The organism is Rothia nasimurium, assembly GCF_928391935.1.
Taxonomy (GTDB): Bacteria; Actinomycetota; Actinomycetes; order Actinomycetales; family Micrococcaceae; genus Rothia; species Rothia nasimurium_D.
Genome location: NZ_CAKMTD010000001.1, coordinates 633,902 through 655,701, shown reverse-complemented (window position 1 = coordinate 655,701; position 21,800 = coordinate 633,902). Strand labels below are relative to the sequence as shown.

Annotated in this window: 15 protein-coding genes and 2 riboswitches; of the genes, 12 read left to right on the top strand and 3 right to left on the bottom strand. The window is 62.0% G+C overall.

The genetic code is table 11. The features are described from left to right. Positions 1–4: 4 nt before the first annotated feature. The 3 genes from mobA to moaA are packed head-to-tail and all read right to left on the bottom strand — an operon-like array spanning position 5 to position 2,053. Positions 5–619, bottom strand: coding sequence for a molybdenum cofactor guanylyltransferase (gene mobA, locus L7A15_RS02980; RefSeq protein WP_237208864.1), 615 nt, complete (start codon positions 617–619; stop codon positions 5–7). A 12-nt stretch (positions 620–631) separates the two neighbouring features. After that, a complete protein-coding gene (locus L7A15_RS02975) occupies positions 632–913 on the bottom strand; it encodes a MoaD/ThiS family protein (protein WP_237208863.1) in 282 nt (93 codons plus the stop codon). Between the two features lie 18 nt (positions 914–931). Next, on the bottom strand, positions 932–2,053 hold the full coding sequence (gene moaA, locus L7A15_RS02970; protein ID WP_237212272.1) for a GTP 3',8-cyclase MoaA: 1,122 nt from the start codon (positions 2,051–2,053) through the stop codon (positions 932–934). Between the two features lie 103 nt (positions 2,054–2,156). Here moaA and modA point away from each other — a divergent pair, with 103 nt between their 5' ends. The 12 genes from modA (at position 2,157) to rpoC (ending at position 21,775) form a co-directional block, all read left to right on the top strand. Further along, positions 2,157–2,957 carry a molybdate ABC transporter substrate-binding protein gene (modA, locus tag L7A15_RS02965; protein ID WP_237200225.1) on the top strand — a complete coding sequence of 267 codons (801 nt, stop codon included), beginning with the start codon at positions 2,157–2,159 and terminating at the stop codon, positions 2,955–2,957. Between the two features lie 10 nt (positions 2,958–2,967). Next, a complete protein-coding gene (locus L7A15_RS02960) occupies positions 2,968–3,822 on the top strand; it encodes an ABC transporter permease subunit (RefSeq protein WP_237200226.1) in 855 nt (284 codons plus the stop codon). Then, the gene (locus L7A15_RS02955; RefSeq protein WP_237188700.1) at positions 3,819–5,141 is read left to right on the top strand and encodes a molybdopterin molybdotransferase MoeA; all 1,323 of its coding nucleotides are present in this window, start codon (positions 3,819–3,821) and stop codon (positions 5,139–5,141) included. The genes L7A15_RS02960 and L7A15_RS02955 overlap by 4 nt, the downstream gene beginning before the upstream one ends. A 42-nt stretch (positions 5,142–5,183) precedes the next feature. Next, a complete protein-coding gene (moaC, locus tag L7A15_RS02950; protein ID WP_272878662.1) occupies positions 5,184–5,687 on the top strand; it encodes a cyclic pyranopterin monophosphate synthase MoaC in 504 nt (167 codons plus the stop codon). Next, entirely contained in the window at positions 5,688–6,191 is a 504-nt protein-coding gene (locus L7A15_RS02945; protein WP_237208861.1) for a MogA/MoaB family molybdenum cofactor biosynthesis protein, read from the top strand. Further along, positions 6,181–6,696: a molybdenum cofactor biosynthesis protein MoaE gene (locus L7A15_RS02940; RefSeq protein WP_237188696.1), complete on the top strand. Its 516-nt coding sequence runs from the start codon at positions 6,181–6,183 to the stop codon at positions 6,694–6,696. Before L7A15_RS02945 ends, L7A15_RS02940 begins: the two co-directional genes overlap by 11 nt. 33 nt (positions 6,697–6,729) lie before the next feature. Next, positions 6,730–7,923, top strand: coding sequence for a ThiF family adenylyltransferase (locus L7A15_RS02935; protein WP_237188695.1), 1,194 nt, complete (start codon positions 6,730–6,732; stop codon positions 7,921–7,923). 99 nt (positions 7,924–8,022) lie between these two features. Continuing rightward, positions 8,023–8,135: riboswitch (glycine riboswitch) on the top strand. After that, positions 8,136–8,248: riboswitch (glycine riboswitch) on the top strand. A gap of 63 nt (positions 8,249–8,311) precedes the next feature. Then, positions 8,312–11,155: an aminomethyl-transferring glycine dehydrogenase gene (gcvP, locus tag L7A15_RS02930; RefSeq protein ID WP_237188693.1), complete on the top strand. Its 2,844-nt coding sequence runs from the start codon at positions 8,312–8,314 to the stop codon at positions 11,153–11,155. An 86-nt stretch (positions 11,156–11,241) separates the two neighbouring features. Next, complete coding sequence (gene gcvT, locus L7A15_RS02925) at positions 11,242–12,360, top strand: glycine cleavage system aminomethyltransferase GcvT (RefSeq protein ID WP_237208860.1); 1,119 nt, start codon at positions 11,242–11,244, stop codon at positions 12,358–12,360. A gap of 148 nt (positions 12,361–12,508) precedes the next feature. Continuing rightward, entirely contained in the window at positions 12,509–14,032 is a 1,524-nt protein-coding gene (locus tag L7A15_RS02920; RefSeq protein WP_237208130.1) for an L-serine ammonia-lyase, read from the top strand. Positions 14,033–14,318: 286 nt separating this feature from the next. Further along, the gene (gene rpoB / locus L7A15_RS02915; protein WP_237208111.1) at positions 14,319–17,819 is read left to right on the top strand and encodes a DNA-directed RNA polymerase subunit beta; all 3,501 of its coding nucleotides are present in this window, start codon (positions 14,319–14,321) and stop codon (positions 17,817–17,819) included. Positions 17,820–17,884: 65 nt separating this feature from the next. Beyond that, complete coding sequence (gene rpoC / locus L7A15_RS02910) at positions 17,885–21,775, top strand: DNA-directed RNA polymerase subunit beta' (protein ID WP_237191598.1); 3,891 nt, start codon at positions 17,885–17,887, stop codon at positions 21,773–21,775. Positions 21,776–21,800 lie beyond the last annotated feature (25 nt).

The following is a 21,800-nucleotide window of genomic DNA, read 5'->3' as shown; positions in this document are numbered from 1 at the left end:
CTCCTTAGGGCTGGGGCGGTGCCTGGGTGTAGCCTGCGGCGCGGGCGGCCTCCCAGGTATCAACGTCGGCGGTCAGTTCGGCAGGTAGTTCTAGCTCTGCGGGTTCAAGGGGGCTGAGAAAACGGCGGACGGAGGCGTTGGCGGTATCCCCTGCAAAGGCAGGGGCCAGGGCAGCGGCCCGGTAGACGCCCAGCAGGGGCTGAGTGATACCCTCCGCCACAGCCCAGTAGCCGGTCACCTGCTCCGGTGCGGATGCCGCCGCCTCAAGGAGCAGGGGAACTGCGGCCCCAACGCGGGGCAGGTCACAGGAAAGAACTAGCACCCAGTGCTGGGACGAGCTCAAGAAACCCGGGTTGGTTTTCTTGAGGGCGCTCAGCCCAGCGGAAATACCGGCAGCGGGCCCACCGAAGGCCGGTTCCTCCCGGGTCTGCAAGACCCCCGCGGGTAGGGCCAGTTCTGCTGGGCCCACCACAACCCGGGCAACGGCCCCGGCGCAGGCGGCGAGTACCCCGTCGAGCAGGGTGTGATCACCGTTGGAGAGCAGGGCCTTGGGCACCCCGCCCAGGCGGGAGGAGCGTCCGCCTGCCAGGATCAGGGCTGAGTAGCTGGGGGTGTTCACCGGGTTTTCCTCCTAGCCACCGGCAAAGGGCGGGAGTACGTCCAGGCGCTCAGCCTGCGTCAGGAGGGCCGGGTCATCGAGTTGCCCGCCGGTGGCGGCAACCCCGTCAACCAGGAAGGTGCAGCGCGGCAGAATATCGGCTAGGGTCTGGCCCGAGGGAGTGCTGCCGGTAAATTCTTCTGCCAGGTAGGTACGAACCTGGGCGAGGGTGGGGGCAGGTAGCTGGGCTGGGTCGAGGGTGAGGCTGGGACGGCCTGCTGCCGCCCGGGCTGCTGCGAAGAAGTTAATCTGCATGAGGGTGTCCTTGGTGAGTTAGCCGCCAATGGCGCTCATGGATCGGGTAGGTTGGGTGAAATCGGGGGTGTCGAAGCCGACGGTGTCCTTGCCGTGGGCCTTGGGCTTGGTCCACATGGCTCCGCGCCAGATCTGGGCGAGTTCAGCGTCGTTGGCTCCGCCGCGCAGGGCGCCCATGAGGTCGGTCTCGGTCAGGGAGAAGAGGCAGGAGCGCACCTTGCCGTCGGCGGTGATGCGGGTGCGGGTGCAGGCTGAGCAGAAGGGCTCGGTAACCGAGGCGATGATACCCACCTGCCCCAGGGGCTCCGCTGTAGCGGCGTGACCGAGCGGGTAGACGTCCCAGAGTGCTGCGGGGGAAGCCCCGCGCGGACGCCCGTGGGGCAGCAAGTCGTAGTGGTCGGCCAGGCGCTGACGAATCTGCTCGGCGGTGATGGTGCCTTCGCGCGTCCAGTTGTGGTCGGCGTCCAGGGGCATCTGCTCGATAAAACGGAGCTGGTAGCCCCCATCCAGGGCCCAAGCTAGGAGCTCGTGGCCCTGTTCATCGTTGACGCCGGCCATGAGTACCGCGTTGATTTTGAGGGGGGTGAGCCCGGCTGCTGCGGCTGCTTCAATTCCGGTGAGCACGGAGGCCAGCTTGTCTCTGCGGGTGAGCTGGGCAAAGGTTTCGGGGCAGATAGTGTCGAGGGAGACATTGACCCGGTTAAGTCCGGCTGCTGCCAGGGCATCCACTTTTTTCTCAAGCCCTATGCCGTTGGTGGTCAGGGCGATGGGCAGGTGGGGGTGGTCGGAGTGGACGGCTGCGATAATGTCGGTCAAATCGGCCCGTACCAGGGGCTCACCGCCGGTAAAACGGACCTCTTCTATCCCCAGATCCCTCACACCCACCCGTACCAGGCGGACTACCTCGTCGAGGGTGAGAAGCTGGCTGCCCGGGAGCCAGTTGAGCCCCTCGGCGGGCATGCAGTAGACACAGCGCAGGTTGCACTTATCCATGAGGGAGATACGCAGGTCGGTGGCGGTTCTACCCCAGCGGTCGGCAAGGGGGCCGGACGTCGGCGCGTCGGCGGATCTTGAGCTCACCCACACCGGGATCACGGTGCCCAGGGGGACCGGGGCATTGTGTTGGTTAGACCGGGGCATTGCCACTCTCTCCACGCGAAAAAAATTAATATTTTGAGATCTTGTTGAGGGTCTGTGACCTGGAGTCAAAAACCACCCGACTATACCCTAATCTAATGGAAGCATGGTCCTTGGAGCCAGCCCCGTCAGATTGTCCAAACCAACCGGAGTTCTTGTGCCCCCCACCCGCCGCCTTCTAGCCGTCCTTGCCCTAGTCCCCCTGGCTGTTACCGCATGTAGCGGGCAGGAGGGGGCTGAGGTTGAACTGTTCGCAGCTGCCTCCCTAGGGGTAGCTGGGGATGCCCTCATTGCGGAGTACCAGCAAGCCCACCCGGAAATCAATATTAAGGCCACCTACGCAGGCTCCGCCCAGTTGGTCACCCACCTGCAAGAGGGTGCCACCCCTGATCTCTTAATTACCGCTGATACGGTGTCTATGGACCGGGCGAGGGAGGTTGCCCCCCAAGAATTGACCGGGGAGCCAACCCTTTTAGCGTCCAACACCCTGGTTTTGGCTACCGCCCCGGGTAACCCTGCTGGGGTTGATTCCCTAGAAGATCTCGGGCAGGACGGGGTCATCACGGCCCTGTGCGCCCCGGAGGTTCCCTGTGGCCGGCTAGCTGCTGCCGAACTGGACCGGGCTCAGTTGGTTCCTTCCTCCGCCACCCAAGAAAACAGCGTTTCGGCGGTCACAACCAAGCTGGCTACCGGTCAGGCTGATGCCGGTTTTATCTACACCACCGACGCCGCCACCCTCGAAGGGGTGCAGGTCATTCCCCTGCCTGAGGTTGAACCTAACAGCTATCCGCTGGCTTTGACCCAGCGGGGGCAGGGTAACCCGGCAGCCATGGATTTTTCCACCTGGCTCCTGGAATCAGAGCAGGCCCGGGACATTCTTACCCGCCACGGCTTTACCACCCCCTAAACTGGTAGATATGACTTCAGGGACGACTCATCGCCACCCCCGCAGGCCGCTTTTTACAGCGGTGCCTGCCTGGGCCCTCGTCCCTGCCCTCCTTACCCTGGGCCTCGCCCTAGCCCCGGTGCTGGCCCTGATAGTGCGGGCCCCCTGGGGGAACCTGCCCCAGGTTCTTACCTCCCCCCAGCTTCTGACTGCAACCGGCCTGACCCTGGGAACCTCCCTAACCACCACCGCCCTGGCCGCCCTGTTGGGGACCCCCACCGCCCTCGTCCTTGCCACTGTTCTAGAGCGAACCCGCCACCGGTTCCTGGTGGGCACCCTCTACAGCCTGATCTATGCCCCTATTATTTTTTCCCCCGTCGTATCGGGCCTAGCCTTGCTCTTTTTCTGGGGGCGCCGCGGTGTGCTGGGGGCCCACCTGGAAAACCTAGGGCTGAGCATTGCCTACACCCCTTTAGCCGTGGTGCTTGCCCAGCTTTTTGTAGCTCTGCCCTTCTTCATAGCCACTACCGTAACGTCCCTCCGAGCCCTACCTGTTGAATGCGAAGAAATAGCCCGGCTGGAGGGGGCGAACGCTACCCAAGTGAGTACCCGCGTCCTGCTGCCCCTAGCCGCCCCGGGGCTGGCGACCGCCGCCCTGCTGGCCTTTGCCCGGGCCCTGGGAGAGTACGGGGCAACCATCACCTTCGCCGGTAACGTTGAGGGGGCAACCCGCACAATTCCCCTGTCGATTGAGTTAGCCCTGGGCTCAAACCAGATGGATCAGGCCCTAGGCGCTGCCCTCATGCTCATTGCCATCTACCTGGCCCTCTTGGCATGGGCAGTTCTGATCCGTTGGATATTCACCCTGAAAGGAGGCCGCCTGTGAGCCACCCTGCCCTGCCCACCGGCGACCACTACGCCCCTACTGAGTACGCCAGTCTCATCCACAGCATCCTGGCTGAAACCCTGCCTGCCCGCAGTGAAACCCTGCCGCTGGGACAGGTAGCCGGGCGGGTCCTCGCTGAGGACCTGACTGCCCCCTACCCGGCCCCCTCCTTTACCAACTCCCAGATGGACGGGTATGCCCTGACCGCTACCGGCGCAACCGCCCCCCGGCGCATTTTCCAGGTGGGGCCAGATATCCCGGCAGGATCAGCTACCAGGGGCCATGCGGTGGCCGATCACCTGGCCTACCCGATCATGACAGGTGCGCCCCTGCCTGCCGGTTATAGGGCAGTGGTACCGGTTGAACTCACCCGGGTGATTGGGGCTGAAGCCGACCAGGCCGGTTTTGCCCCCGCTGGTGGGCAGGTAGAGATCCCGGTGGCCGAGCTGGGCCAGTTCGTGCGGAACATCGGTGAAGACATCCTAGCCGGTGAGCTGCTTGCTCCTGCCGGAACCCCCCTGACCCCCGCCCTGCTGGGGGCCCTTGCCGCCCAGGGGATCGGGCAGGTGCCCGTCCGGGAAAAACTCCGGCTCCTGGTGGTCACCGGCGGGGACGAGCTGGCCCCCCACCCGAGCCCGGGGGAAGGTGACACCGCCCAGGTTCCACCAGCTGCCGGAACCATTTTTGACGCCAACGGCCCTATGCTCCGCGCCCTGGCAGAACACGACGGATGCATCACCGAGCGCCTAGCTACGAGCGACTCCACCGAGGACTTCTGCACCGGACTGACCGAGGCAGTGGAAAGATTCCACCCGGACCTGGTAGTCACCAGCGGAGGCATCAGCGCCGGAAAATACGAAGTAGTCAGAAAGGGCCTGACCCGGCTGGCACCCCAGACCTGGTTTGGGCATGTAACCCAGCAGCCCGGCGGCCCCCAAGGGATAGCGCTGCTACCTGGCAGCGGCTCATCCCCCCTGCCCGTCCTCTGCCTGCCGGGCAACCCGGTCAGCACCCTCATCAGCTACCACCTCCTGCTTAGGCCCACCCTGGCTGCGCTCGCGGGCCGACCAGTTTCCAGGCGAGAGGCTATCCTGGTCACCGATCAGGCCCTGCAGGCACCTGCCGGTAAAACCCAGTACCGGCGGGCAAGCCTTAAGGCAGAAGTTCAGAAGGGCGGGGCCGTCCTCACCCTGGCCACCCCGGATCCGGCCACCGGCTCCCACCTGCTCCACCGGGCCGCCCAGGCCCAGGCCCTCATCGAACTTGAACCGGATGTGGTCTATACCGCCGGTAAGACCGTCACCGTAATACCCCTATAATCAACCCCGACTCAACCAGGTAGCTACCCTTATAAGGAACCCATGACAGCCCCTAACCCCACTCAGCCTGCAGACAGCACCCAGCTCACCCACGTCCGTGCCGACGGGAGCGCTCACATGGTTGACGTTACCGACAAGAAGGAAACCACCCGCACAGCTATCGCGGAAGGCTACCTGGTGACCCGCCCGGACGTCCTTGAAAAACTCTTCACGGCTAACCTCCCTAAGGGGGACGCCCTGCCCCTGGCCCGGGTCGCCGGAATCATGGCAGCTAAAAAAACCAGCGAGATCATCCCCCTCTGCCACCCCCTACCCCTGGGCAAAATGACCGTTGACTTTGAACGTCACCCAGACCGGGTCCGCATTGAGTCCCTCGTCAAAACCCGGGGCGTTACCGGGGTTGAGATGGAAGCACTCACCGCCGTTTCCGGTGCAGCCCTGACCCTCTATGACATGGTCAAAGCTGTCGATAAGCACGCAGAAATTACCGGGATCCGGGTCCTTGAAAAAAGCGGCGGAAAATCCGGAGACTGGAAAGTGGCCTAAATGAGTACAACCTCCTCCCTACCTGAGGGCTCAACTGGCCTCGTGATTGTTGCCTCCACCCGCGCCGCCCAGGGTATCTACCGGGATAAATCTGGCCCCCTGGCTGTATCCTGGCTCCGGGAGCAGGGCTTTGACACCCCCGATGCTATCGTCCTTGCCGACGCTGACTTCCAGCCCTATTTCAACAGGCTTGTGGCAGGTGGCAACCTCCCCACCTTCATTCTGACCAGTGGCGGTACCGGCCTGAACTCTGATGACCTCACGGTGGAAGCAATCCGCCCCCACCTCACCGCTGAAATCCCCGGAATCATGCAGGCCTTCTGGGTAGAGGGCCTCAAAAGCACCCCCGCTGCTGTACTCTCACGCGGAATAGCAGGTTTGATTGGCCGCAGTTTCATCATGACCCTGCCCGGCTCCACGGGGGGAGTGAAAGACGGCTGTGCCGTCTTGACCCCTCTGGTATCCCATATCTGCCACCAGCTGAAGGACAACCATGACCACTAAACCAGAAAAGCCGATTAGCCCCTCCCCGGCAAACCCTTATGCAGGCCGGCCCCTAGAACCGGTCGAATCGATAGTTGTCCACACCAATATCACAGAAGAGCCCCTTGAGCCCCTGCTGGCAGACGCTAAAGGGGCCACCATGACCCGGGCCATGGGTGCCCTGGTTGTCTTTGACGGTATCGTGCGGGACCACGACCACGGCCAGGCTGTTTCTGCCCTGTCTTATACGGCCCACCCCCTAGCTTCTGATGCGATTGCGACGGTTGCCCGGTCTGTAGCTGATGAGATTCCTGGTATTCGAATCTGGGCTGTTCACCGGGTTGGCCCCATCCCCATCGGGGAGTCGGCGCTGACAGTCCTGGTAGCTGCTGCCCACCGGGGCACCGCCTTTACCGCCTGCGAGCGCCTTGCTGACCGTATCAAAGCTGAGGTTCCTATTTGGAAGGAGCAGGAGCTCACCAGTGGGGCGGTGCAGTGGGTTGGTATTGATACCCCTGCTCAATAATGGTTTTTGTCGATTGGTAAGGATTTAGCTGCTATGTCTTCTGATTTTTCTCCCCTGGCCTACCAGCTCTACGGCCGGCAGATGATTCTGCCTGAGGTGGGGCAGGCTGGGCAGAAGCGCTTGCAGGACGCCTCGGTGGCGGTTATTGGGGCAGGTGGTTTGGGTTCGCCTGCCTTGCTGTATTTGGCCGGGGCTGGGGTGGGCCGGGTGGTGATTATTGATGACGATGTCGTGGAGCCATCCAACCTGCACCGGCAGGTTATTCACTCCTATGCCCGGGTGGGGGCGTCGAAGGCTGATTCGGCGGCCCAGACCATGCGGGAGCTTAATCCTCTGATTCAGGTTGAGACGGTCAAGGCCCGTTTTGCCGAGGACTCGGCCGCTGACCTGCTGGCCGATATTGATGTGCTGGTTGATGGTTCTGATAACTTTTCTACCCGCTATGCTGCCTCCCGGGCAGCTGCGGCAGCTGGTATTCCTCACGTTTGGGGGGCGATTTTAGGTTTTGATGCCCAGATGTCTGTCTTTTGGGCTGGGCGGGGGCCGGTCTATGAGGATCTTTACCCGGTGGAGCCTGAGCCTGGTTCGGTTCCTAACTGTGCTACAGCCGGTGTGATAGGGGCTTTGGCGGGGGTTGTTGGTACCTCAATGGCGATGGAGGTCATCAAGATTGTGACGGGTGCCGGTAACCCGCTGATGGGGGAGGTGGCTTATTACACTGGTCTGACCGGCCGGTGGGAATACATCCCCCTGGTAGCTTCTGGCCGCCCGGCACTCCCTCGGGTGCAGCCGGGTTCTAGTGCCCTGGATAAGGACGCCCCCGCCCCGGCTCCTGGCCTTACTGCGGGGAAGGCGGGGGGTGACGTCCTGCCTGAGCCGCCCGGTGCGGAGCCAGACCAGTTTGGGGTAGAGGTGGCCTGGGAAGATGTCTATGGATCTGATTACTTTAAGGGGGCTCCCCTCATTGATGTGCGGGAGGGTTATGAGCATGAAGCCCTTTCTGTGCCTGGGTCCTTCAACCTGCCCCTGTCGCTCATTGAGCAGGCGGTAGATAACCCGGCCTTGGGGGCTGCCCTGGACACCGTTATGCCCAACCGGCAGGGGCGTTATCTTCTGTACTGCGCGGCAGGGGTAAGGTCCCAGAAAGCCCTGCAGCTGCTCAACTCGCTTGGTTTCAGTGACCTCTACAGTGTTGAAGGGGGGATCAATCAGTGGATTCAGTCTTAGGCAGGGGGCCAAGATTGGGCTTTTTCCCAGGTCAAGGCCGGGCTGGTGCAAAATTGTAATGTGTGGCACAATAGTTGAGATATAACTGAAACTGCCGTAACAACTGGTGCGGGAGAGACCGGCTAGCTTGAGGTTGAGGGACCGCAAGCACCGGCGCCGAAGGAGCAAACCCTCCCCGGGAAACTCTCAGGCAAATGTACCGCTCAGTGAGGCAACTCTGGAGAGGGGCGTCAAACCCCCACCGAAGGGGCAAAATTCGCGCCCGCTACCAAGCGTGATGGGTAGCTGCGAACCAAAACTCTCAGGTTTTAACAGAGCGGGGAGGGCACACCCACAGGGCACCACTGTGGGCTGAGCAAACCCTCTAACCCCCTGGAGAGTCACCCCCATGTCATTCATTGACCGCCATCTCGGCCCCCGTTCCACCGACCAAGAGACTATGCTTCAGGTCCTTGGCTACGATTCCCTGGGCGCCCTCATCGACGAGGTCATTCCCGCCAACATCCGCCTGGCAGGCGACCTGAACCTGCCTGCCCCCCTAACCGAACTTGAGGCCCAGAAGAAGATTGCCTCCTACGCGGCCCAGAACGTCGTCAAGCACCAGATGATCGGTGCAGGCTACTACGACGCCATCACCCCGGCCGTGATTCGCCGCAACATCCTGGAAAACCCGGGCTGGTACACCTCCTACACCCCCTACCAGCCTGAGATTTCCCAGGGTCGCCTTGAGGCCCTGTTGAACTTCCAGAACACCGTCATGGAGCTGACCGGCCTGCCCATTGCCAACGCCTCCCTGCTCGATGAGGCAACCGCTGTTGCTGAGGCCGCCGTCATGATGCACCGTGCCAACCGTAAGGTCAAGAACGGCTTCTTCGCCCTGGATTCCCGCGCCCTGCCCCAGACCCTCTCCGTCGTCCGTGGCCGCGCCGAAGCCCTGGGGATCCCCTTCGTTATCACCGATTTTGCCGACGGCCTGCCCGAGGGCGACCTCTACGGCGTCATTATCTCCAACCCCGGCCACGACGGCGAGGTGCGCGACATTGAGCCGATCATCAAGGCCGCTAAGGAGCGCGGCGCCCTGGTCACCGTCATTGCTGACCTGCTGGCCCAGACCCTGCTGACCGCCCCCGGCCACCAGGGCGCTGACATCGCTGTTGGCTCCTCCCAGCGCTTTGGCCTGCCCTTCTGGTACGGCGGCCCCCACGCTGCCTTCATGGCAGTCTCCAAGGGCATGGAACGCAACCTGCCCGGCCGCCTGGTCGGTGTCTCCCAGGACGCCTTCGGCAAGCCCGCCTACCGCCTGGCCCTGCAGACCCGCGAGCAGCACATCCGCCGCGAAAAGGCCACCTCCAATATCTGTACCGCCCAGGCCCTGCTAGCTATCGCCGCCGGTGCCTACGCCGTCTACCACGGCCCCGAGGGCCTACGCGCCATCGCCAACAGCCTGCACGACAAGGCCGCCCGCATTGCCGCTGCCGGTACCGCAGCCGGCCTGAAGCTGGTCCACGAGACTTTCTTCGACACCGTCGCCTTTGAAGCTGAAGGACGCGCCGACGAGCTGGTTGCTAAGGCCCTGGAAGCTGGCGTCAACATCCGCAAGATTTCAGCCGACCGTATCTCCATCTCAGTGGGCGAATCCCACACCGACGAGGTCCTCGAAGACCTGGTTGCTGCCCTGGGCGGGGAACTGGGGGAGACCGACGCCTACGAGCTGCCCGAGGCCCTGCTGCGGACCGACGACTACATGACCCACCCGGTCTTCCACCTCTACCGCTCTGAGACTTCCATGATGCGCTACCTGCGCTCCCTCTCAGACAAGGACCTGGCCCTGGACCGCACCATGATCCCCCTGGGTTCTTGCACCATGAAGCTGAACGCTGCAGCCGAGATGGAACCCATTTCCTGGCCCGAGTTCGCCTCCATCCACCCCAACGTGCCTGCTGACCAGGCTGCCGGCTGGAAGGCCCTCATCGACGAGCTCTCTGCCTGGCTGGTTGAAATCACCGGCTACGACGCCATCTCCCTGCAGCCCAACTCCGGTGCGTCCGGCGAATACGCTGGCCTACGCGCTATCCGCGCCTACCACGAGGCAAATGGTGATACCCAGCGCACCGTCGTCCTGATCCCCATGAGCGCCCACGGCACCAACGCAGCCTCAGCCGCCCTGGCTGGCCTGGCTGTTGCCGGTGTTGCAACCGCCCCCGACGGCTCCATCGACGTCGAAGATCTCAAGGCCAAGATCGAAAAGTACGGCGACACCATCGCCGGCATCATGATCACCTACCCCTCCACCCACGGTGTCTTTGAGGAGCAGGTCGTTGAGGTCTGCCAGCTGGTGCACGACGCCGGTGGCCAGGTCTACGTGGACGGCGCCAACCTCAACGCCCAGATGGGCCTGGCCCAGCCCGGCAAGTTCGGTGGCGACGTCTCCCACCTGAACCTGCACAAGACCTTCGCCATCCCCCACGGTGGTGGCGGCCCCGGCGTCGGCCCCGTCGCTGTTGGCGCCCACCTGGAGAAGTACCTGCCCGGCAACGGCTACGAGGCAGATGCCCAGGGCCAGCTGGCTGACGCACCCCTGCCCATCTCCCAGGCTATGTTCGGCTCAGCCGGTGTACTGCCCATCTCCTGGATGTACATCGCCATGACCGGCGCTGAGGGCCTGCGAGCTTCTTCCGAAACCGCCATCCTCTCGGCCAACTACATCGCCAAGAAGCTGGGCTCCCTCTACCCTGTGCTCTACGCGGGTGAGACCGGCCTGGTTGCCCACGAGTGCATCCTGGACCTGCGCGAGCTGACCGCCGCCTCCGGCGTGACTGCCGAGGACGTCTGCAAGCGCCTCATGGACTACGGCTTCCACGCACCCACCCTGGCCTTCCCCGTGCCCGGCACCCTCATGGTCGAGCCCACCGAATCAGAGTCCCTGGCCGAACTGGACCGTTTCATCGAGGCTATGACCCTGATCCACGCTGAAATCCAGGAAGTCATCAACGGCAAGGTAGCAGTTGAAGAGTCCGTCCTGCGCAACGCCCCGCACACCGCCGAGGTCGTCACCGCCGACGAATGGACCCGCCCCTACAGCCGCTCCCAGGCAGCCTACCCCGTCCAGTCCCTGCGACTGAACAAGTACTTCACCCCCGTTGGCCGCATCGACGGCGCCGGTGGCGACCGCAACTTTGTCTGCGAATGCCCGCCCATGGAAGCCTTCGACCTCGAAATCCACAGCGCCTAAAAACCGGCCTCACTAGCTGGCCCCGGTGCTCACCTACCGGGGCCAGCCCCCACCTTTGACTCACCAGATACCCTGAAAGGTTGACCGTGTCACCCCAGAAAACTTCCCTCTACCAGGTCCACGCAGACCTGGGCGCCGCCTTCACTGACTTCGGCGGCTGGGACATGCCCCTCAAGTACACCAACGACGTTGAAGAGCACAAGGCTGTGCGCTCAGCTGCCGGGCTCTTCGACCTCTCCCACATGGGTGAATTCCGTGTGACCGGCCCCGATGCTGGCGCCTTCCTGGATTACGCCCTGCTCTCCAACATGTCCATTCTCAAGGTGGGTAAGGCCAAGTACTCCCTGCTCCTGGCCGAGGACGGTGGCGTCATCGACGACCTGATTACCTACCGCCTGGGCGAGGAAGAGTTCCTGGTCATTCCCAACGCTGCCAACGTGGCCGCCGACTACGAGGCCATGAGCGCCCGCACCGCAGGCTTTGACGTGAAACTGATGGACGAGACCGCCCAGACCTCCCTGGTTGCGGTTCAGGGCCCGGCCTCCGAGGCTATCCTGCTGGATATGGACCCCTCAGATGCTGAGACCATCACCTCCATGGGCTACTACGCAGCAGCCCCGCTGCGCTTCGGCGACATCGAGGTGCTGCTGGCCCGCACCGGCTACACCGGTGAGGACGGCTTCGAAATCTACGTCGCCAACGAGGACGCCGCCAAGCTCTGGGCCCTGGCAGCCGAGCGCGGCCAGAAGCACGGGGCCATTCCTGCAGGCCTGGCCGCCCGCGACTCCCTGCGCCTGGAGGCCGGCATGCCCCTCTACGGCCACGAACTGGGCCGCGACATTACCCCCTTCGAGTCGGGTATGGGCAAGCTGGTTGAGATTGCCCTGACCAAGAAGGCCGCCAACTTCGTGGGCAAGGACGCCCTGGTTCAGCTCTCTGAGCAGACCCCGGCTCGTTCCCTGGTGGGCCTCAAGGCCCAGGGCAAGCGTCCCGGCCGCGCAGGTTCCAAGCTGGTGGACGAGAACGGCACCGAGATCGGTGAGATCACCTCGGGCATTCCTTCACCCACCCTGGGCTACCCCATTGCTATGGCCCTACTGGCTACCGAGCACGCTACCGTCGGTGAGACCATCAACGTCGATATCCGTGGTAAGGTCGCCCCCTTCGACATCGTAGAGTTGCCCTTCTACAAGCGTCAGAAGTAGATTCGCGAAAGGGCGGGTGGCTCTATGTCACCCGCCCTTGGCATATCTAGACCCACCTCCTTGCCCCACCAGCGCCCGCCCTCCCACCCCGAGCGCGTCCGCCCCGCACACACAGGTACCCCACCCGGTGCCAGAACAGGTTGAGACAATGAAGATCGACTCAGTGCCAGACTTTTCTCCCGGCCATGGCCAGCCCCAGCCCGACGCCCAAACCCAGGCTGAGGCCCTGGACTATGACATCTCAGTTTTTGAGCTTTTCTCGATAGGGATCGGCCCCTCCAGCTCCCACACAGTGGGCCCCATGCGGGCCACCAACCGGTTCATCGCCGAACTGATTGACGCAGGAAAGCTGGGGGATGTCACCCGAATCCATATTGACCTCTACGGTTCCCTGGCCGCCACCGGCGCCGGACACGGAACCATGAGCGCAGCCCTCAAGGGGCTAGTTGGTTTTGTGCCGGAAACCATCGACATAGCAGCAGCTGACGCTTTCCTCGACCGGAACCAGGTGGACGGTACCCTGCCCCTGGCCGGCTACCCCTCCTCCGCCTTTGAGGGTGGAGCACCTAGCCCGGATGCAACCCAGGTGAGCGGCCCCGTCCTGACCTACCGGGAAGCCGATATCACCTTGCGCCCTCTCACGGTGCTACCCCGTCATACCAACGGTATTAAGATCACCGCCCACGCGGGGGAGGACCTGCTACTGGAACGGACCTACTTCTCCATTGGTGGCGGTTTCATTGTTGAGGAGAACGAAGAATCATCAGGTTCTACCGGGCTCTCCAAGGCCCCCTACCCCTTTGGCTCGGGTGAGGAACTACTCGATATGGCCAATAGTGCAGGCCTTTCCATCGCCCAGCTCAAGATGGAAAACGAGAAGACTGAGCGCAGCGAGGACGAGGTGCGGGACGGTATCTTGCAGATCCGGCAGGTGATGAAGGAATGCATCGGTTCCTCCCTGGAGCGTATGGGCTACCTGCCCGGCCCCCTCAAGGTGCGCTGCCGTGCGGGCCAGTGGCATCGGGACCTCTTGGCTGAAGACCCCAAGAAGTCACCCGAATTCGCCATTGACTGGGTCAATCTGATGGCTATGGCCGTCAATGAAGAAAACGCTTTTGGGGGACGCATCGTCACAGCCCCCACCAACGGGGCTGCTGGCATTATTCCTGCCGTCCTGCACTATGCGCTCAACTATGTTCCCTCGGTGCGCCACCGGGGGCAGAAGGTTGTGGACGACGCCGTCGTTGAGTTCTTCTTGGCAGCTGCCTCGATCGGGGCCCTCTACAAGAAGCGGGCCTCAATTTCTGGGGCTGAGGTTGGGTGCCAGGGGGAGGTAGGCACTGCCTCATCCATGGCAGCTGCCGGGCTTGCCCAGGTCATGGGCGGAACCAACGAGCAAATCGAGAACGCCGCCGAAATCGCCATGGAACATAACCTGGGCCTGACCTGCGACCCCGTCGGCGGCCTGGTGCAGATTCCCTGTATTGAACGCAACGCCATGGCAGCCTCTAACGCCGTGACCGCAGCCAAGATGGCCCTGCGCGGCGACGGTCAGCACCGCGTCTCCCTGGACCAGGTCATCGAAACCATGCGCCAGACCGGTGAGGATATGTCCCACCGCTACAAGGAAACCTCCATGGGTGGTCTGGCGGTTAATGTGGTGGAGTGCTAGAGCTGAAGAGAGTTTGCAAAATGAGCAGAGATTAGGTATGGACAGCGCAGGTATTTTGCTGTAGCATGAATATTTGCGCTTCCCTAATCTTCTGTGCCTTCATATAGCGGTGGGCCGGTTGTCACAGGTTAAAGTACGCCAGTACCCTTGAACATCAATCGAGCCAACACCAGCACGGCACAGGTGCTTTTTCGGCTAGTTTGCCGCTCTTTTCTGGGTAACTTCACGTACTTCCCCTGGCGGGGGAGCGGGTACGAACAGACCTGTCTGTGGAAGGATCCCCATCTTGGTCGCCTCGAGCACCTCTCATACTGAAGCCGCTAATGGCGTAGATTCGCAGCGTCGAATCTCATTCGCAAAAATTGCTGAGCCCCTGCAGGTTCCTAACCTGCTCGCGCTCCAGCTCGACAGCTTTGATCAGCTCGTCGGTAATGAACGCTGGGCAGCGAAAGCCGCTGTAGCAGCAGAAACTGGCGACACCTCTGTCAGCCAGACCTCCGGCCTTGCTGACATTTTCGAAGAAATCTCCCCGATCGAAGACTTCCAGGGCACCATGTCCCTGTCCTTCTCCGATCCTGAATTCGCCGACCCCAAGTACACCATGGAAGAGTGCAAGGATCGCGACGCGACCTACTCTGCCCCCCTGTACGTCAAGGCCGAGTTCATGAACAACAACACGGGCGAAATTAAGCAGCAGACCGTGTTCATGGGCGACTTCCCCCTCATGACCGAATCCGGCACCTTCGTCATCAACGGCTCCGAGCGCGTTGTGGTGTCCCAGCTGGTTCGTTCACCGGGCGCCTACTTTGAAAAGACCGCTGACCGCACCTCCGATAAGGACATCTACACCGCGAAGATTATCCCCTCCCGCGGTGCCTGGTTCGAGCTTGAAATCGACAAGCGCGACCAGGTCGGTGTCCGTCTGGACCGCCGTCGTAAGCAGTCCGTCACCACCCTGCTCAAGGCCCTGGGCTGGACCGAAGCCAAGATCCTGGCTGAATTCGGTGAATTTGATTCCATCCGCGCCACCCTGGAGAAGGACACCGTCCAGACCCGCGAAGAGGCCCTGCTGGACATCTACCGCAAGCTGCGTCCGGGCGAACCCCCCACGGTTGACGCTGCCCAGGCCCTGCTGGACAACATGTACTTCACCCCCCGCCGCTACGACCTGGCAAAGGTCGGTCGCTACAAGGTGAACCGCAAGCTCGGCATCGACACCCCCGTCAACGACCCCTCAGCTTCCGTGCTCTCCCAGGACGACATCGCAGCGATGATCCGCTACCTGGTTACCCTGCACGCCGGTGGCACCACCATCAAGGGTGTCCGCGACGGCCAGGAGGTCGACATCCGCGTAGACGTTGACGACATCGACCACTTCGGCAACCGCCGTATCCGCGCTGTCGGCGAACTGATCGAGAACCAGATCCGTACCGGCCTGTCCCGCATGGAGCGCGTCGTCCGCGAGCGTATGACCACCCAGGACGTCGAGGCCATCACCCCGCAGACCCTGATCAACATCCGCCCGGTTGTTGCCTCCATCAAGGAATTCTTCGGTACCTCCCAGCTCTCCCAGTTCATGGACCAGAACAACCCGCTGGCAGGCCTGACCCACAAGCGTCGTCTCTCAGCCCTGGGCCCCGGCGGTCTGTCCCGTGACCGTGCAGGCATGGAAGTTCGAGACGTCCACCCCTCCCACTACGGCCGTATGTGCCCCATCGAAACCCCTGAAGGCCCCAACATTGGTCTGATTGGCTCGCTGGCAACCTACGCCCGAATCAACCCCTTCGGTTTCATCGAGACCCCCTACCGTATCGTCAAGAACGGCAAGGTCACCGACGAGGTCAAGTACCTCACCGCTGATGACGAAAAGGGCCACACCATCGCACAGGCCAACGCGCCTCTGAACTCCGACATGACCTTCTCCGAAGAGCAGGTCCTCTGCCGTGCAGGCGACGGCTCCGGCGAAGCTGTGCTGGTACCCGCCTCCGAGATCGAGTTCATGGACGTCTCCCCCCGCCAGATGGTGTCCGTGGCAACCGCCCTGATTCCCTACCTGGAACACGACGACGCTAACCGAGCACTGATGGGTGCTAACATGCAGCGTCAGGCCGTTCCCCTGCTCGAATCCGAGGCACCTGTCGTCGGTACCGGCATGGAACGCTACGCAGCGATCGACTCCGGTGACTCCGTCCTGGCCAAGAAGGCCGGCGTAGTCTCTGAGGTTTCCGCTGACCTGGTGGTCGTCCGTAACGACGACGGCACCACCTCCTCCTACCCCATCCTCAAGTTCCAGCGATCCAACCCCGGTAACTGCTACAACCACCGCGTTGTGGTCAAGGTGGGCGACCGCGTTGAGGCCCGTGGCCTGATTGCTGATGGCCCCTCCACCGACAAGGGCGAGCTGGCTCTGGGTAAGAACCTGCTCGTGGCCTACATGTCCTGGGAAGGCTTCAACTTCGAGGACGGTATCATCCTGTCCCAGCGCATGATCTCCGACGACGTACTCACCTCAATCCACATTGAAGAGCACGAAATCGACGCCCGCGACACCAAGCTGGGTGCCGAAGAGATCACCCGCGACATCCCCAACGTCTCCGAAGAGGTCCTCTCAGCTCTCGACGAGCGCGGTATCATCCACATCGGCGCTGAGGTTGAAGCTGGCGACATCCTGGTCGGTAAGGTCACCCCCAAGGGTGAAACCGAACTGACCCCCGAAGAGCGCCTGCTCCGTGCGATCTTCGGTGAGAAGTCCCGAGAAGTCCGTGACACCTCCCTCAAGGTTCCCCACGGCGAGTCCGGTACCGTTATCGGCGTCCGTATCTTTGACCGCGAAAACGACGACGAAGACCTGCCCAGCGGCGTCAACCAGCTGGTGCGCGTCTACGTTGCCCAGAAGCGTAAGATCACCGTCGGCGATAAGCTGGCAGGCCGCCACGGTAACAAGGGTGTTATTACCAAGATCCTCCCCATCGAGGACATGCCCTTCATGGAAGACGGCACCCCCGTTGACGTCATCCTCAACCCCCTGGGCGTCCCCGGTCGTATGAACATCGGTCAGGTACTTGAAGTTCACACCGGCTGGCTGGCCAAGCAGGGCTGGAAGATTGAGGGCAACCCCGCCTGGCTGGACAAGCTCCACAACTTCCCCAAGGAATCTGGCCCGACCAACGTCGCAACCCCCGTGTTCGACGGTGCTGGTGAAGAGGAACTCTTCGAACTGCTGGATCACGCCAACCCCAACCGCGACGGCGACCGCCTGATCAACAGCTCAGGTAAGGCCCGCCTGCTCGATGGTCGCTCCGGCGAGCCCTTCCCCGAGCCGGTATCCGTTGGCTACCAGTACATCCTCAAGCTGCACCACCTGGTTGACGACAAGATCCACGCCCGTTCCACCGGCCCCTACTCCATGATCACCCAGCAGCCCCTGGGCGGTAAGGCCCAGTTCGGTGGCCAGCGCTTTGGTGAAATGGAAGTGTGGGCACTGGAAGCATACGGTGCCGCCTACACCCTGCAGGAAATCCTGACCGTCAAGTCCGACGACGTCCACGGCCGTGTCAAGGTCTACGAGGCAATCGTCAAGGGCGAGAACATCCCCGAACCGGGTGTTCCTGAGTCCTTCAAGGTCTTGATCAAGGAAATGCAGTCCCTCTGCCTGAACGTTGAGGTCCTCTCAACCGACGGTCAGACCATCGAAATGCGCGATGCAGAAGACGAAGGCTTCCGAGCAGCAGATGACCTGGGCATTGACCTGTCCCACGCAGAGCCTAGCTCTGTCGAAGAGGTCTAAACCGGTTTCGGTTCCCTCATCTGTTCACAAAGACTTCAAAATACTAGGAAAGAGATAAGGACCAAATGTCCAACGAATCTTCACTTGGTTTGATGCGTATTGGCCTAGCGACCTCCCAGAACATCCTGGATTGGTCCTACGGCGAGGTTAAGAAGCCCGAAACCATCAACTACCGAACCCTGAAGCCCGAGAAGGAAGGCCTCTTCGACGAGCGCATCTTCGGCCCCACCCGCGACTGGGAATGCTACTGCGGTAAGTACAAGCGTGTCCGCTTCAAGGGCATCATCTGTGAGCGCTGTGGTGTTGAAGTAACCCGTGCCAAGGTGCGTCGTGAGCGCATGGGCCACATTGAGCTGGCCGCTCCCGTCACCCACATCTGGTACTTCAAGGGTGTTCCCTCCCGCCTGGGCTACCTGCTTGACCTGGCTCCCAAGGACCTCGAAAAGATTATCTACTTCGCCGCCTACATGATCACCCATGTGGACGAAGAAGCCCGCCACGAGGACCTGCCCAATCTGCAGGCTGCCCACGACCGCGACAAGAAGGTCCTGCAGGACCAGCTGGCTGCCGACATCAACCTGATTGCCCGCGAAACCGAAGAGGAACTCGCCAAGATCGAGGCTGAAGGCGGCAAGGCTGCCGAGAAGCGCAAGCTGCGCGACGCTGCCGAGCGCCAGATGGGTGCCGTCCGCAAGAACGCAGAACGCGAAATCGAGCACCTCGAGCGCGTCTGGGACCGCTTCAAGAACCTCAAGGTCGCTGACCTCGAAGGCGACGAGTCCCTCTACCGTGGCATGGTCGACAAGTACGGCATGTACTTCGAAGGCTCCATGGGCGCAGAGGCCATCAAGAAGCGCCTGGAAAAGTTCGACATGGAGGCCGAAGCTGAGGCCCTCAAGGAGATCATCCAGACCGGTAAGGGTCAGAAGAAGACCCGCGCCCTCAAGCGCCTCAAGGTCGTCAACGCCTTCCTGACCACCGACAACTCCCCGCTGGGTATGGTCCTGGACTACGTTCCCGTCATCCCGCCGGAACTGCGTCCCATGGTCCAGCTCGACGGTGGCCGCTTCGCCACCTCCGACCTCAACGACCTCTACCGTCGCGTCATCAACCGCAACAACCGCCTCAAGCGTCTGCTGGAACTCGGCGCCCCCGAGATCATCGTCAACAACGAAAAGCGCATGCTGCAGGAAGCCGTTGACTCCCTCTTCGACAACGGCCGTCGCGGCCGCCCCGTCACCGGCCCCGGTAACCGTCCCCTGAAGTCCCTCTCTGACATGCTCAAGGGTAAGCAGGGCCGCTTCCGTCAGAACCTGCTCGGTAAGCGTGTTGACTACTCAGGTCGTTCCGTCATCGTTGGTGGCCCCACCCTGCAGATGCACCAGTGTGGTCTGCCCAAGCAGATGGCCCTGGAGCTCTTCAAGCCCTTCGTCATGAAGCGCCTGGTGGACCTCAACCACGCCCAGAACATCAAGTCTGCTAAGCGCATGGTCGAGCGTTTCCGCCCCCAGGTCTGGGACGTCCTCGAAGAGATCATCACCGAGCACCCCGTTCTGCTGAACCGTGCTCCCACCCTGCACCGTCTGGGTATTCAGGCCTTCGAACCCCAGCTGGTCGAAGGTAAGGCTATCCAGCTGCACCCCCTCGTCTGTTCAGCATTCAACGCTGACTTCGACGGTGACCAGATGGCAGTTCACCTGCCCCTGTCACCCGAGGCCCAGGCTGAGGCCCGCATTCTCATGCTGTCCTCCAACAACATCCTGAAGCCCTCCGACGGTCGCCCCGTTGCGGTACCTGACCAGGACATGATCATCGGTCTGTTCCACCTCACCACCCCCCGCGATGGTGAAAAGAACGAAGGCCGCCTCTTCTCGTCCTACGCAGAAGCCATCATGGCCATGGACCGTCACGAAATTGAGCTCTACACCAAGGTCAAGATCGTTCTCGACGACTTCGTCCCCTACGAGGGCTGGGAAGCCCCCGAAGGCTACGAGCCCGGCCAGCCCGTCCTGGTTGAAACCACCGTCGGTCAGGTCATCTTCAACGAGACCCTGCCCGCTGACTACCCCTGGTACACCGGCGTCGCCGACAAGAAGTCCCTGGGTGCCCTCATCAACGACCTTGCTGAGAAGTACCCCATGCACGTGGTTGCTAAGACCCTGGACGAACTGAAGAACACCGGCTTCTACTACGCCTCCCGTTCAGGCGTGACCGTTGCCGTCACCGATATCGCGGCACCGCCCACCAAGCCCACCATTATGGAAGGCTACGAGGCCCAGGCTGCCGACATCGAATCCCAGTTCGCTATGGGTCTGATCGACGACGTTGAACGCCGTACCGAGCTGATCGACATTTGGACCAAGGCAACCGACGAGGTCGCCGAGGCCATGAAGCAGAACCTGGCCGAGAAGAACACCACCATTAACCGCATGGTGACTTCTGGTGCTCGTGGTAACTGGATGCAGGTCCGTCAGATTGCCGGTATCCGTGGTCTGGTGTCTAACACCAAGGGTGAAATTATGCCCCGCCCGATTAAGTCCTCCTACCGTGAGGGCCTGTCGGTTCTGGAATACTTCATCGCAACCCACGGCGCCCGTAAGGGTCTGGCTGATACCGCGCTGCGTACCGCAAACTCCGGTTACCTGACCCGTCGTCTGGTCGACGTCTCCCAGGACGTCATCGTCCGCGAGGACGACTGTGGCACCCGCCGCGGCCTGACCCTGCCTCTGATTCAGGCAGACGAGTCCGGCGTCGTCACCCTGCACGAGAACGTCGAGTCCTCCATCCACGGACGTACCCTGGCTGTTGACGTTGTGGCTGAAGACGGCACCGTCCTGGCTGAGGCAGGCGCTGACGTATCAGATATCGTCATCGACGACCTCTTCAAGGCTGGTATCCAGGAAGTTCGCGTTCGTTCCGTTCTGACCTGTGAGTCAGCAGTTGGTGTCTGTGCCCTCTGCTACGGCCGTTCCATGGCGTCAGGCAACCTGGTCGACATCGGCGAAGCCGTCGGTATTATCGCGGCCCAGTCCATTGGTGAACCCGGTACCCAGCTGACCATGCGTACCTTCCACACCGGTGGTGTCGCGTCAGCTGACGATATTACCCAGGGTCTGCCCCGTATTCAGGAACTCTTCGAGGCCCGCACCCCCAAGGGTGTTGCCCCGATTTCAGAGGTCACTGGCCGGGTCACCATCGAGGACACCGACAAGTCCCTGCGCGTAATCGTCACCCCCGATAACGGTGACGAGCCGGTTGCCTACCCCGTCCTGCGTCGTGCCCGCCTGGAAGTTGCTGAAGGTGACCACATCACCGTCGGTACCCAGCTGGTTGCCGGTGCTGTTGACCCCAAGGAAGTTCTGCGTATTCGCGGTCCCCGCGAGGCCCAGAAGCACCTGGTGGACGAGGTCCAGGGCGTTTACCGCTCCCAGGGTGTAGGTATCCACGACAAGCACGTTGAGGTGATCGTCCGTCAGATGCTGCGTCGTATTACCGTGATTGACTCCGGTGAAACCAACCTGCTCCCCGGTGAGCTGGTGGAGAACATCGCCTTCCAGAACGCTAACCGTGCAGCTGTTGCTGAGGGTAAGCGTCCTGCCTCGGGCCGTCCCGAGATGATGGGTATCACCAAGGCGTCACTGGCGACCGAGTCCTGGCTGTCAGCTGCCTCCTTCCAGGAAACCACCCGAGTTCTTACTCAGGCTGCTATGGAAGGTAAGGAAGACCCGCTGGTTGGCCTCAAGGAGAACGTCATCATCGGTAAGCTCATCCCCGCTGGTACCGGCCTGGCCCGTTACAACGACATCGAGGTTGAGCCCACCGACGAGGCCCGTGAAGCCCTGTACGCTCAGACCGCGACCCCCTACAACGATTTCAGCTACGCCGAAACTAACGAGGGTGCTATTAGCCCCGAGTTCCAGGCGATTCCGCTGGATGACTACGAGTTCGGCAAGTAAACCGAACCCTAGGGTATAGATAAAG

Coding starts and splice junctions, on each gene's coding strand:
- L7A15_RS02975 (WP_237208863.1), bottom strand. CDS start 913: ATGCAGATTAACTTCTTCGCAGCAGCCCGGGCGGCAGCAGGCCGTCCC.
- moaA (WP_237212272.1), bottom strand. CDS start 2,053: ATGCCCCGGTCTAACCAACACAATGCCCCGGTCCCCCTGGGCACCGTG.
- modA (WP_237200225.1), top strand. CDS start 2,157: ATGGTCCTTGGAGCCAGCCCCGTCAGATTGTCCAAACCAACCGGAGTT.
- L7A15_RS02960 (WP_237200226.1), top strand. CDS start 2,968: ATGACTTCAGGGACGACTCATCGCCACCCCCGCAGGCCGCTTTTTACA.
- moaC (WP_272878662.1), top strand. CDS start 5,184: ATGACAGCCCCTAACCCCACTCAGCCTGCAGACAGCACCCAGCTCACC.
- L7A15_RS02945 (WP_237208861.1), top strand. CDS start 5,688: ATGAGTACAACCTCCTCCCTACCTGAGGGCTCAACTGGCCTCGTGATT.
- L7A15_RS02940 (WP_237188696.1), top strand. CDS start 6,181: ATGACCACTAAACCAGAAAAGCCGATTAGCCCCTCCCCGGCAAACCCT.
- L7A15_RS02935 (WP_237188695.1), top strand. CDS start 6,730: ATGTCTTCTGATTTTTCTCCCCTGGCCTACCAGCTCTACGGCCGGCAG.
- gcvP (WP_237188693.1), top strand. CDS start 8,312: ATGTCATTCATTGACCGCCATCTCGGCCCCCGTTCCACCGACCAAGAG.
- L7A15_RS02920 (WP_237208130.1), top strand. CDS start 12,509: ATGAAGATCGACTCAGTGCCAGACTTTTCTCCCGGCCATGGCCAGCCC.
- rpoC (WP_237191598.1), top strand. CDS start 17,885: ATGTCCAACGAATCTTCACTTGGTTTGATGCGTATTGGCCTAGCGACC.